This is a genomic window from Bradyrhizobium sp. WSM1253 (genome assembly GCF_000244935.1).
GTDB classification, from domain to species: Bacteria; Pseudomonadota; Alphaproteobacteria; order Rhizobiales; family Xanthobacteraceae; genus Bradyrhizobium; species Bradyrhizobium canariense.
The window spans coordinates 167,159-179,274 of the sequence record NZ_JH600072.1 but is presented as its reverse complement, the minus strand read 5'-3'; the positions used below and the strand labels follow the sequence as shown (position 1 = coordinate 179,274).

14 protein-coding genes and 1 pseudogene are annotated in these 12,116 nt (G+C 60.0%); 10 read left to right on the top strand and 5 right to left on the bottom strand.

The features are described 5' to 3' along the window. Window positions 1-5: 5 nt before the first annotated feature. Entirely contained in the window at window positions 6-461 is a 456-nt protein-coding gene (locus BRA1253DRAFT_RS00820) for a transposase (protein WP_256375786.1), read from the top strand. A gap of 15 nt (window positions 462-476) precedes the next feature. On the opposite strand, the pseudogene BRA1253DRAFT_RS00815 reads toward BRA1253DRAFT_RS00820, so the two are convergent. The 4 genes and pseudogenes from BRA1253DRAFT_RS00815 to BRA1253DRAFT_RS00800 form a co-directional block, all read right to left on the bottom strand. Next, a pseudogene (locus BRA1253DRAFT_RS00815) lies at window positions 477-827 on the bottom strand (LysR family transcriptional regulator); the annotation flags it as partial. A gap of 242 nt (window positions 828-1,069) precedes the next feature. Beyond that, window positions 1,070-1,483, bottom strand: coding sequence for an MAPEG family protein (locus tag BRA1253DRAFT_RS00810; protein ID WP_009859296.1), 414 nt, complete (start codon window positions 1,481-1,483; stop codon window positions 1,070-1,072). A 51-nt stretch (window positions 1,484-1,534) separates the two neighbouring features. Beyond that, window positions 1,535-1,840: a hypothetical protein gene (locus BRA1253DRAFT_RS46060; RefSeq protein WP_371261294.1), complete on the bottom strand. Its 306-nt coding sequence runs from the start codon at window positions 1,838-1,840 to the stop codon at window positions 1,535-1,537. Window positions 1,841-2,054: 214 nt separating this feature from the next. Further along, window positions 2,055-2,366, bottom strand: a complete 312-nt coding sequence (locus BRA1253DRAFT_RS00800) for a helix-turn-helix transcriptional regulator (RefSeq protein ID WP_009859294.1) — start codon at window positions 2,364-2,366, stop codon at window positions 2,055-2,057. A 359-nt stretch (window positions 2,367-2,725) separates the two neighbouring features. Between BRA1253DRAFT_RS00800 and BRA1253DRAFT_RS00790 the strand changes: the two genes are divergently transcribed. The 9 genes from BRA1253DRAFT_RS00790 (at window position 2,726) to BRA1253DRAFT_RS46055 (ending at window position 10,615) form a co-directional block, all read left to right on the top strand. Then, the gene (locus BRA1253DRAFT_RS00790; protein WP_009859293.1) at window positions 2,726-3,661 is read left to right on the top strand and encodes an NADP-dependent oxidoreductase; all 936 of its coding nucleotides are present in this window, start codon (window positions 2,726-2,728) and stop codon (window positions 3,659-3,661) included. A gap of 76 nt (window positions 3,662-3,737) precedes the next feature. Then, complete coding sequence (locus BRA1253DRAFT_RS00785; RefSeq protein WP_009859292.1) at window positions 3,738-4,382, top strand: HD domain-containing protein; 645 nt, start codon at window positions 3,738-3,740, stop codon at window positions 4,380-4,382. A gap of 15 nt (window positions 4,383-4,397) precedes the next feature. After that, window positions 4,398-4,901, top strand: a complete 504-nt coding sequence (locus tag BRA1253DRAFT_RS00780) for a cupin domain-containing protein (protein WP_009859291.1) — start codon at window positions 4,398-4,400, stop codon at window positions 4,899-4,901. A gap of 94 nt (window positions 4,902-4,995) precedes the next feature. After that, window positions 4,996-5,970, top strand: a complete 975-nt coding sequence (locus tag BRA1253DRAFT_RS00775) for a GlxA family transcriptional regulator (RefSeq protein ID WP_009859290.1) — start codon at window positions 4,996-4,998, stop codon at window positions 5,968-5,970. Window positions 5,971-6,146: 176 nt separating this feature from the next. Next, window positions 6,147-6,788, top strand: a complete 642-nt coding sequence (locus BRA1253DRAFT_RS00770) for an HD domain-containing protein (RefSeq protein WP_009859289.1) — start codon at window positions 6,147-6,149, stop codon at window positions 6,786-6,788. A gap of 170 nt (window positions 6,789-6,958) precedes the next feature. Further along, window positions 6,959-7,156: a nitroreductase family protein gene (locus tag BRA1253DRAFT_RS45775; protein WP_256375780.1), complete on the top strand. Its 198-nt coding sequence runs from the start codon at window positions 6,959-6,961 to the stop codon at window positions 7,154-7,156. Window positions 7,157-7,280: 124 nt separating this feature from the next. Continuing rightward, complete coding sequence (locus BRA1253DRAFT_RS00765) at window positions 7,281-7,580, top strand: nitroreductase family protein (RefSeq protein ID WP_371261293.1); 300 nt, start codon at window positions 7,281-7,283, stop codon at window positions 7,578-7,580. A 1,063-nt stretch (window positions 7,581-8,643) separates the two neighbouring features. Continuing rightward, complete coding sequence (locus BRA1253DRAFT_RS40855; RefSeq protein ID WP_009859288.1) at window positions 8,644-8,808, top strand: DUF2934 domain-containing protein; 165 nt, start codon at window positions 8,644-8,646, stop codon at window positions 8,806-8,808. A 1,564-nt stretch (window positions 8,809-10,372) separates the two neighbouring features. After that, window positions 10,373-10,615: a hypothetical protein gene (locus BRA1253DRAFT_RS46055; protein ID WP_083869742.1), complete on the top strand. Its 243-nt coding sequence runs from the start codon at window positions 10,373-10,375 to the stop codon at window positions 10,613-10,615. 265 nt (window positions 10,616-10,880) lie between these two features. Here the strand turns inward: BRA1253DRAFT_RS46055 and BRA1253DRAFT_RS40835 are convergent, their stop codons facing one another. Then, a complete protein-coding gene (locus tag BRA1253DRAFT_RS40835; RefSeq protein WP_083869768.1) occupies window positions 10,881-11,096 on the bottom strand; it encodes a hypothetical protein in 216 nt (71 codons plus the stop codon). Window positions 11,097-12,116: the final 1,020 nt, after the last annotated feature.

Sequence of the window (12,116 nt, the reverse complement as noted above, 5' to 3'; positions counted from 1 at the left end):
AAGCCATGGTGCGCGGTGCATCGCCGGACATCCGGCTCGCCGCACGAAAGGAGCATTCGTTGGCTCTCGTCGCCGCTTTGAAAATGTGGTCGGAGAAGCAGCTGTCGATGATCTCCAGCGGTTCGACGCTCGCCGAGGACATCCGCTACGCGCTCAATCATTGGCAAGGTCTGACCCGCTTCCTCGAAGACGGGCGCCTCGAGCTCGACACGAACCCTGTCGAGAACGCCATCCGGCCAGTCTGCCTGACCAGAAAAAATGCGCTCTTCGCCGGTCATGAGGTCGGAGCCGAAAACTGGGCCTTGCTCGCCTCGATCGTCGCCACCTGCAAGCTCAACGACGTCAACCCGGCCGCCTACATCGCCGAAACACTCGAGACGATCATCGACGGCCATCCCCATAGCCGCATCAAAGACCTCATGCCGTGGCGATTCCGCAAAACGTCAAGCCAGCCTCAATAGGGTTGCGGCTAAGCGCTTACCCATGAACTGCGGCAGCAGCGGAATGAGATGGATACGTGCGAAGGTGACGGCGGCGCAGACGCGCAATCGTCCTTTGAGGTCTGCGCCTGCTCCGCGGGCGGCGAGCTCGGCCTCGGCGGCCTCTTCAAGCGCCCGTCTGGCGCGCTCGAGATATCGGTGTCCAGCTTCGGTCGGTGTCAGCCCCCGCGTCGAGCGCGTCAGCAGCTTGACCCCGAGATAGTCCTCAAGTTGCGCGACCGACTTGGATACGGCTGGCTGTCCTACTCGAAGCTGTCGGGCCGCCCCCGAGAACGAGCCGGTCTCGACAACCCGCACGAACGTCTCCATCGAAGCCAGTCGGTCCATCTTATTCTCCGCGGGAATGAGCGATGGCGCTTTGGTCTATCTGCCATGCCTGACGAGAATTGGCCACTCTCCGCGACGGGAGCTCCCATGTGCCGGCCGCGCCATGACGGAAACTCGTCCGACAGGGAGCGGCAAAGGAGATGGAGAATAGCGAGCCCAAGTTCAAGTCAGCCGCGTGCGCTGATGTTTTTCGGCTGCTCTTTTTTGCGCGGGCGGCTTCAGCTCGGCTGGCGACGATCTCCTCAGTGCATGGCTGCCCAGCCGGTCACAGCAACAAGGATCACCGTGACCAGCGCACCGGACACGTAGAGGATGGTTCTTAAGCTGCCGCGTTTAGCTGCGTTGCCGCCGCGCAGGTAGATGGCGGTGTGAACAAGGCGGAGCGCAACATAGGTCCATACCAGCACCGCGAGCGTGCTTGGACCGACACCAACCATCATCGCCAGGACGGCCGGGACCACGAACGGTGACAGCGCCTCCACAGAATTCATGTGCACGCGGTCGATGCGATAGAGGAGGTTCGCATCGTCGGCCGGAAGCACTGGACCAGAGAGGGCCCCTGCACGTCCCTTGGAGTAGCCTGAATGGACCGCCAAAAGGATCGACACGAGACAGAGCGCGAGCACTCCGATAGTACTTAGGCTGTAAGCTTCCATGCTGGCCTCTATTGAACTTATCGCGTTGACGGCGGCCAGAAACAATCATCCTTACTGATTGCCTCTATCAGAGCGCTTCGAGGCACTTCCGTCAGGAACCTGGGTGAAAAGATCGGCATAGCGCCGTAGATAAAGCGGCCAGCCTTGATCACCGTCGACACCGTCCCGCACGGCTTCCCAGCCATCGCCATGGCGTTCCAGGTTGCGGTGCTCAAGGTCGACTCGGGTCCGGTGCGGCGTTTCAGCAGTGAACCGGACCTCCCACTCGCTGGTTTTTTCCGGGTCAGTCTCGATCTGCCATTGGGGGCTGATGTCCCAGCTGAGCAGCACCCGGTCCGGCGGTTCGTAGGCCAGCACGCGCGCCCAGCGGCACTCGCTCCCATCGATGCCTCGGTCATAATGTACCCACCCACCCGTGGCTCGAACACCGTCTCGGCGATCTGGACGCGGAGCAGGTTGTGCTCTGGAGGTTTGAAACTCCCGAACCCCTCGGTGAAGATCTTAAATGCGCGCGCGATCGGTGCCTCGACCACGATGGATTGTTTCACGGCCGTAAGTCCCACACGCGTGTTCATTGTGGCTCCTGTTGCTCGACGGCCGCCTTGTAGGCGGCCAGCGTCTTGCTCCAAAACCGGTCGAGCCAAGCACGCATCTGGCCAAGTCCGTGAGGGTCGATGTGATAGACGTTGCTTGCGCCCTTCTGCTCCGCGCGCACCAGCCTCGAGTCGCGCAGCACCTTGAGATGCTGTGAGACGGCAGACTGGGAGACCGGTACCTTCCGGGTAATCTCAACGACCGAACGTGGACGCTCCGCGATCAGCTCGAAGATCGTTCGACGAGTCGAGTCGCCAAGCGCGGCCAGCTGTGCATGATCAACAGTCATAGCTTATGATTAGTCTGGACTTATGATCAAGTCAATCCTTGTTGAACATGCCGCGTTTTCGCTGCGCTTGAGGCTTTGGATGGACGGGGCCGTCCTTGCCGGTCGTCCTTTGGCCACGCGATGCCGGCGAGGCCGGGATGAGCAGTGCCGGCGAGCGCACGGTCAGCTGGCGGAAGCGGCGAAGGGCCCTTGTCCGGAAAGGACGCACCGCTGTCCTGATCCCTCGGATTGTCTTCGTTGCCACAAGCAGCATGTCCATCGATCCTAACCGGCAGCCGAGGCAAGCTGAGCGCAAGGAGTGTGAGATGACCCCCAGCGGCATCGTTCCTCTAGGTTGGGAAGCCCGAACTGTGTCAACGATGATGGCCTGGCGCGTGCACGAGTTTGGGCCGCCTGAGGTCATGAAGTTTGAGACCCTCTTACATCCTGAGCCAGGGCCCGGCGAGGTCCTCATCAAAGTTGAAGCCGCCGGAGTAGGGCCATGGGATGGCTGGATCAGAGCCGGCAAGAGCGCTTTGCCGCAGCCGCTCCCGCTCACTCTCGGGTCGGATCTTTCCGGTGAAATCGTCGCTGTTGGGCCCGGAGTCTCGCCAGAACGTGCGGGAGAGCAGGTCTACGGTGTTACCAATCCGCGGTTTATCGGGGCTTACGCCGAGTACGCCTTGGCTTCCGCGGAGATGGTGTCCGGCAAGCCGACGTCGCTAACCCACGTTGAATCCGCCTCCATTCCCGTCATTGCGGTCACCGCATGGCAGGCGCTGTTTGATCACGCCCAACTCAAAGCAGGTCAATCGGTGGTCATTCACGGTGCGGCCGGTAACGTGGGATCCTACGCGGTTCAATTGGCCCGTCATGCGGGTGTCCAAACCGTTGCAACAGTATCGACGGGCGACGTTTCTTTCGTGCGCAATCTCGGCGCCGATAAGGTGATTGACTACCGGGCCGAGCGCTTCGAGCAAGAAATCATGGAAGCCGACGCTGTCATCGATCTGGTCGGCGGAGAAACGCAAACCCTCTCGTTCCAGGTCCTTCGTCGAGGCGGCAAGCTGATTTCCGCGGTGTCCCGCCCGGATCAGGATCTTGCGAAACATCACGGTGTCGAAGCCTCCTTCTTTTTGGTCGAGGTCACGAGCCAGTATCTGACGGAAATCGCGCGCCTCCTGGACGGTGGAAAACTGCGCACAAACGTCGGCGTAGTCTTACCCCTCGCGGATGCGCGCGAGGCTCACTTCATGCTGGAGGGCGCGCGACCCCGGCCAAAGGGGAAAATCGTGCTCGCCGTCGGAGCGCACTGATTGATCGCGTCTCATCTTCCGCTCGCCAGTCTGAATGCGCCAGCCGAGCCCACGGTTTCTGTTGAAAGGACAAAAAATGACTCCGCGAAATCCCGCCCCCGCTCTCGTCATTCCCGATTCTTTGCTTGCGAAAGAAGCTACAGAGGTTCTGCGCGAACATTCGACGGACCTTCTCTTCAATCATTCGATCCGCGTCTACCTGTTTGCGGCGGAGCAGGGCCGCCAGCGAAAGCTGCGCTTTGACTCTGAACTTCTGTACGTGGCCGCGGCGTTCCACGACCTCGGCCTCATCGAGAAGTTCTCGAGCCCAGACGAACGCTTCGAGGTCGATGGTGCAAATGCCGCTCGACAGTTTCTGACCGCCCACAGCATTGCTGAAGACGACGTGCAGACGGTCTGGGAAGCCATCGCGCTGCACACCACTCCCGGCATCCCGAAGTACATGGGACCCGAGGTCGCGCTCCTCAATTCAGGGGTTCTGCTCGATGTGATCGGGGTAGGGTTCGATCAGTTTCCCGCGGAGCTTCGCGAGGAGATCGTCGCCAAATTTCCCCGCACGAATTTCAAGGAAGACTTCGTTCGGGAGTATTTCGCCGGGTTTGCGCACAAGCCGGCGACCACGTACGGCACGGTCAACGCCGGAGTCTGCGAACACTTCATGCCGGAGTTCAAGAGCCCGAACGCCTGCGACTTGATCGCCGGTTCTCCCTGGGCTCATTAGAAGAGGAGGTGCGAGATGCCGATCAATGGATTCACCTATTGGATTGGTGCGCTGTCAAACCGTTCAGGAGTTGCAGCAAGGATAGTGAGGAGGGCAACGCGGACGGCGTCGTTCGCACTGGCAGCAACAGTCATGGCTGTGGGAGCTTCGCCCGCGACCGCGCAGGATCGGGAGCAAGTTAAGCTCGTATTCGAGCACGCACTCCCGAATGTCGAAGGAAAGAGAATAGCTGCTGTCCTGGTGAGTTACCCTCCTGGGAGCAAATCGCTGCCTCATCGCCACGCAGAGTCGGCCTTTATCTACGCCTATGTGCTGTCCGGGGCCATCCGGAGCCAGGTCGGCAATGACCCTGCGCAGGTCTATCACATAGGTGAAGGATTTTATGAAACGCCAGGCTCACATCACAGGATCAGCGAGAACGCGAGTGACACCGAGCCAGCCAGCTTGCTCGCGGTCTTCGTGGTCGATTCCAAAGACGGGACATTGACGATCCCCGACAAGGACGCAGCACCGAAATAACTGCGCGGCAGGCTCGCCTGCCCAGGCACCGCCCAGCCTTTGCACTGCGTGAACGACATGCATAATAAGGCGCCCGACTGGAGAGGCAGTAAAGGTGCCGGTACAAGCTGTCGCGATCGTCGTCTACGAGGGGGTTCAGGCGTTGGACGTGGCCGGGCCGATGGACGTGTTCAGCGAGGCGAACACCTTCCTCGATAGTGCCGATCGTTATCAAACAGTATTGGTTGCTGCGGACCGCAATCCGGTGCGTACCTCGAACGGCATCCGACTACTGGCCGACCTCACCTTCGAGGAGGCGACGGGCGGCTTCGACATTGTTCTCGTCGCGGGCACTCCGACGCCGCCGGAAGCGGAGCCCGACCCGCACCTGCTCCAGTGGGTCAAGGAGCTGCCCTGGCGGTCGAGCCTCTACGGATCGATCTGCACCGGCGCCTTTGTCCTTGGCTCTGCCGGTCTGCTGGACGATCGGCGTGTTACGACCCATTGGCAGGATGCGCAGGCGCTGGCGGCCAGGTTCCCAAGAGCAAAAGTCGAGCCTGATTTGATCTATGTGCGCGATGGCCGGCTGATCACCGCGGCGGGTGTGACTGCGGGAATAGATCTGGGTTTGGCGCTGGTCGGGCAGCGGCATGGCGCGGAAACGGCGCTCAAAGTCGCCAAGCGGCTGGTCGTAGTCGCCCAGCGCCAAGGCGGACAGTCTCAGTTCAGCCCCTATCTCACGGCGCCTGCCGATCCGGAATCGCCTATCGCCCGTATCCAGGACCATGTGATGGCGAACGTCGGGGATCGCCACTCGCTGGAGTCCCTTGCCGCTGTCGTCGGGATGAGCGCACGAAATCTGGCCCGGCATTTCGTGCAGGCGACCGGGATCACGCCGCACGAGTTCATCGAGCGCGCCCGCATCGATGCGGCGCGTATGATGCTGGAAGGAAGCGACCGGCCGCTGAAGGCGGTTGCATTCGACTGCGGCTTCGGGTCGGCGGATCGGATGAGGATCGTGTTCACCGCCCGTCTTGGCGTGAGTCCCATCCAATATCGCGCGAGCTTCAGGCGGACGGCCCCGGAATAGATCGCGCGTTCCTACCAGAACGACGCTGGCGATCCTGCTTTCGCTACGAACCGTCATGTCAGGAAAAGACGTACGGCTGTCCTGATCCGCAGGATGCCCTTCCTTGTACGGAGCGGTACTCAGTTGGCAAATAGTGGCAAGCAACCAGCCCTCTACGCAAACAAGGAGAGTGCTCAATGTCTGAGATCATCGCCGGCATCCGCGTGCCTGACAGCGCTATCGCTCGCGCCGCTACGCAGCTCGTGCGCGATACTGAGGACGACCTGCTCTACAATCACAGCCGCCGTGTCTTCCTTTGGGGCGCGCTCACCGCCGAGCGCCACGGCCAGAAGTACGAACCGGAGCTGCTTTACCTCGGCGCGATGTTCCACGACATGGGGCTCACAGAGAAATATTCCAGTCCCGACCTGCGCTTCGAGGTCGACGGTGCCAATGCCGCTCGTGATTTCATGAAAAGCTACGGCTTGCCGGAGCGTGAAATCGAGGACGTCTGGACCGCGATCGCGCTCCACACTACCCCCGGAATTCCTGAGCATATGCGACCCACTATCGCGCTGGTGACCGCGGGGGTGGAAATGGATGTTCTCGGGATCGCCTTTCACGATTTTACTCATGAACAGCGTGACCATGTCTGCGTCCATCATCCCCGGGAAGCAAACTTCAAGGAGAACATCTTAGATCACTTCGCTAAAGGCATCATCAAGAAGCCGCTGACGACCTTCGGGAACGTAAAGGCTGACGTCCTTGCGCTCAATGACATGGCCTATGTCCGCCAGAACTTCTGCTCGATCATCCTCGGTTCGGCCTGGCCGAACTGACCTTTGATTGCTGCGAAGCGGACTAAAATCCAGATGAGCGCCAGTCGAGCCAGGATGTGCGAGCCTGAACGAGCCGTGATCGGATCAGGAGAGGGGCGCGTCCCTACGCATAGCTCGATCGACGAGATCATGACGCGCCGGTTTCGTGCCGTGAATTCTGCGAAGCTCCGGTGTCGCGAGGGACAATCGAGCAGATCTTCCATGTCGCGCGATTCGCGCCCAGCGGTGCGAACATTCAGCCCTCGCACGTCCACGTGCTGGGCGGCGCCGCAAAGGCCAGAGTCTCGGCGGCGCTGCTGGACGCGCAACGAAACGCGCCGCGACGAGCACGTCTCGGAATACAAATATTACGCCAGCGACCTACCTGATCCGTACCTCGAGCGGCGACAGGAATTCGGACGGCTGTTCTACGGGTCGCTGGGAATTGGCCAAGCCGATGCCGAAGCAAGAAGCAGGCAAACCGCAAATAATTACACGTTCTTCGGAGCGCCCGTGGGACTGATCGCGACGATCGATCGTCGGCTGGAAACCGGAAGCTGGCTCGACCTCGGCATGTTCCTGCAGAACGTGATGCTCGCGGCAGCGGGACGCGGACTTCAGTGTCCGCCGGAGACGTTCTCGAAGTATCGCCGGATCTTGCGCCCGCTGCTCTCGATTCCGGACCGGGCGGTCGATGTTTTTGAGTTTCTGCTCGCCCAAATCGGCGAACTCGACTCCTACCTTGCCGCGGCCAACCGGGCTTGTCATTACGTAAATACCCGATTTTCCCGGACAGGCCGCAGGGCCGGTTAGGTCGTGCAGCTTTTTTTTGCGAGCAGTTTGTCGCCGGCACGCCGTGAACGGTCTGCATCACGACCGCGTGTATGAAGCCGTTTCTTCCTTCCGCGAAATGACGCTGAAACAAAGCCGTCCAAGACTGAATGGCATTGACGTCCTACCAGGAGGGTTAAATGCGATCATTATTTTTCGGCGCCGCTCTACTGGCGATCGCATTCGTGGGGTGTTCAACCCTGATCTCCGCCTCCCTTTCTGCAGCTCGGGATGCGAAGGCCGCGAGCTTCTCTGAACGCTTTGCTCCGGCGCTGAAGTCGGCATCTAGCGGCTAACTGCAGTGGGCCAGCGCTCCAAAAGTTCTAACTGCACAAGGGGCGACGCGTCGGACATCTCGTCGCCCCACACCCGTGGGGTGCGGAAGCTGTTAGCTGATCAGGATCGCGCCCAACATCACGGCCACCAACACTGAGCGATCCGCATAGCGGTCCGTAGTTGTAGAGCTTAGGTATCTTGCTCACCCCAGTTATGGGCGCAGGCCACCCGCTCCAGGCGAGCGCACGGATCAGCAAGCAGTTCTTCCAGCCGTTTGATGGCTAGCTCCGCCCGGAACCGCTCGTCCTAGCAACGGGCCTTGTCGCCGCGCTCTGGCGTGTCGAAGCCCACAAGGGGGTAGATCTCCCGCTCGTGACGGATCGTGTCGCCATCGATCACCTCCATCGGACCGGATAACCGAAGCTCGGGACGCAAGATCGCAGCGTCGGTTTGCCGAACGTCCGGCATCTCGGACAGTTGGCGCCGTCTTCCAATTTACAAGCACCATGGCGGTGACAACTGCGACGCTACCGTAGTGAACGTCATGTTCGATCATCGCTTAAACGGAATCACCGGCCCCATCAGCGTTCATGGTTATAGCCGATCCGGCTGTAATGGAACTGGGTTTCTTGTAACCGCCCAGTGGTCAGACGGATGTGATCCAGGGTAGATAAAACAACTAACCACCCAGGAATTCTAGCAGGGGGGGGGGGACGAATTCTGGAGAGGGTGGCCAGCCTCAGAGTTGGTGTCATCGGGAGTAACGCACATGGCAGGTCCCAGAAGCCAAAAGGACATCGAGCGCCGAGCATATCAACTGTGGCAGCAAGCCGGAATGCCAAAGGAGAGGGATCAGGAGTTCTATTTAGAAGCAGAGCGACAGCTCAATGAAGAGCTGATCAACCACAAACTCGAAACGCCGGATAGGCGGTAGAAAACAGCTAGAAAAGTCAGGAGCGCCATTCATGGGGTCGCGACCAATCCGCTATTCGTTGCCACGATCCAACGATCGCCCCAACGCACGATAGACTCGATGCGCCCAATGCTGGGTACTGTGTCGCCGCGCATTGCCATCCCAACGCCATCGGGCCCATCCTTTGCCTCCTTTAGATCATGCGTCGCGAAGCCTTCGGTGAAGCAGCCTCGAATAGCCATCCACGTCGGCAGCCAATATAGCCGCCAATCTGCGCTCGACCCGCCCTTGCCGCTCCTGCGCCATGGCCCGCGATCCACTTTGGATCCGATTGTACGACGGATTAGATGGAATGCCCACCCAACCGATGACGGGTCTTGGCCCGCAAGCGAACATGGAGGCAACGTTCAGCACGACCGTAGTCGGAGCCAGACCGGACATCGCGCGCTGTCAAACCGACGATTCTGACCCCAAGCCGTCATTCGTCACCGTCCAATTCAGGAGGGGCCCAATCCGCTAACGCTTGCGCACCAGCAAAGTCCAAACAGGCGACGCACCGTCCCAGCCGCGAAGGCGCCCTGACAGACGCACCTTCAGCCCGGCTTCCGTGATCCGCTCGACAACAAGATGCAGCGCAATCACGTCGCCTTCTGACAGCTCTACACAGCCGCGCTTCCAGGACCACACTGCGCCCGGGAAGCGAAACAAGTTTGCCTTCAGCCCTCGGCCGCTGCGCTCCGACAGCGGTTGTAAGTCGACCTGAGCGCCGGCTCTAGGTCGTAGGCTGACATCTGCCCGTCGCAGCCAGTTCGGAATCCAACTCATGCGAATGACTAGCCGTTACCTTCCACGTTTGTCTAGGCTTCGTCCGTCTGGATGGATTCGCCGCCCGAAGCCGAGGACGTCCCCCCTTTCGAACTAGTCTGGAGATTTGCAGCCCCGCGCCGAACCGGCGCCTATTGGCCCTTAGCAACCGGACGCCTATATGAATTTGCCTCGACGGCAGCCTGCGACCCACTCTAGACGTTAGCTGTTTCGATGACGGCGTTTCCGTAAGAGCACAGCGGCGCCGCCGCGCATAGAACAGCAGGTGGGTCGCCCGCGGCGGCGATGGCGAGATCACTAGGCGATCGGCTAAAGCTACTGCAGAAGGGCAGGCGGCTCGTTCGCCAATGTCTGCACCCAAGCAGACGCTCCAATTTCAACGCCGCTATGAGCGCCGCCGCCATCGGAAACGCGCCACGCTGCGACGCCGAAACATAGCGTTAGCATCAAGTTGGTCAGCAATAGCAGGACTGAGAAAAAGTGGCTCACACGCGCACCCGGAACAGAACGTCCCTCCAGTACGCATACAGGTGGATGATTCGAAAACTGCAGCTGCGCTGACCTAACCGCCTTTTCCACAGGTCGTAAAATGCTGGATCAACAGCTTCGAACCGGGGAGCGCAGCCATTGAGCGGGTCGCGGTGCCGACGCTCGCGTCGCGCTGATCGTAGCTAAGCGGCACGGCAGGAGCTATTATCTTGTCCTTCGCTCGGGATCATTCGCTTTCAGGAGTCTGGCAGTGATAAAAATCTTACAAGGAATGCTCCTCGCGACCACGGTTCTCGCTGCTGCTTATAGTGGGGCACACGCAGCGGGTGGTTGTGGCGAGGGCTGTCACAGGACAAGCGGTGGCGCATGTGTCGTTGACGGCTGGGGCACGGGAGCCAAGGTTCGGAACGAATGCCCGGCGACCTCTCGCCCCCGTCCACCCTGCGGCGGCGCGGATTTTATCTGGGACCGCACCAAACAGGCATGTTTCCAACATAACCGCAGCTGGTTCTGATCTCGCGTCCCATTCAGGCGCGCTGTACACAGCGCAATCTGATCTCACTGCGCGGCCTCAGCGCGGGTACGAACGAGTTCAGTGGAACAGCTTGACCCTCATCTTGGCCAGTGCGCCGCTTCATGAGTCCGCTCTCGGCGGCGCCGACGGGCTCGGTTCGCGTCCTTGGGATCAGGTGCGGACCTCCGGGCACGGGAGCCGCATTAGCGCCGGACTTCTATTATGATTGTGCGGCCCTGCCGTCGGCTTACAGCTCGATTGCGGGCTAGCCGTCTTGGCAGGGAATACCGAAGTTGTCACAAGCGAGAGCGAAGGACTCTTTTGCTTTTGTATCCTCGAAGCAGAAGCGAGTGCCGACCTCCGCCTGATCGATCCACCAATCGACGTTACTGCCTTTCGCGATGCGGGAGGCTTCGCCGCGTAAAAGGTCCAGTTGTCTTCCCGCAGCACGAACGATCAGGCAATTTTTCTCTTTGGACACAATATCTTCTCCATGGCACAGGACACCGAACTCGTTGGTACTAAGAGCCGTGAACACGAATCCGCAGCAGGGGGACTGCTGCTGCGGCCCGCGCGGTCAAAAACTCCGGGTGAAAAACGACTAGGTGAAATATGCAGCCAGCCCCGGTGCGATGATCGTACCGCAGCATCTCTGGCTCGCAATATGATCAATTTCACAATCGGCAGAAGGCTTAACATGCATCAGTGCGCCGGCTCTTAAGGTCCATGAGGATCGGGAACAACCGGCAATCCGGGCGCGTTCGCCTCCAGCTCCGGGCGATGTCTCGGAGCGGACGCGTAGAACTTCCGGCCTCAGGAATCATCGTCTGGGGCCGGCTTTTTTGCAGCATTGCCTTGGCGCCAGTTTGATTTAGCCGTTGCCTATGTCATTTGGCATATGAAAGGCAACCGTCGGAAGACACCGGGACATTTTGGCAATTCAGCGTAAGCTGGCGCACTGTCCGGGAGCATGAGGACTCTCCTCCATCGAACGAGAGACGACCCCGGCTTGGGGGCCTGAGTGTTGATGCCGGGGCCGCTCCGCCAGCTCGACGGAGAGAGCTAGCGAGACAGCAAGCCGGGCAGTGATTGCTATGTTCCTACGGCTCTCAGAACCGCCGACTGAGACGGGATTTTTGGCTACATTTCGTGATTGAGCTACTTAATTTTCTAATCGACTAACACTTACTTATTTCAGCAATCATAGGGTAACCCTACGCGGTAGGCCGCAGCGCGCTGATCTTTCCAGTTAACCGTTAGAGCTCGTCGGACTCCTCGGTTTTCGGCTTCATCGTCGCAGCGAGCACTTGGCGGCGTTTTTCGATGATGCTAGGGTCCTCTTTGTGGATTGCGATCAGCTCTTTGAGGTTCTCGATCCCTCATCGGTGAACGCCATCACCCCATCTTCACCGACGCCCACGACCCATCCTCGGGGTCCATTTCTTCGGCGACCTCGAACAGCCATTCCTCGTCTTCTCCAAGCATCTCGGCGACATGGCCG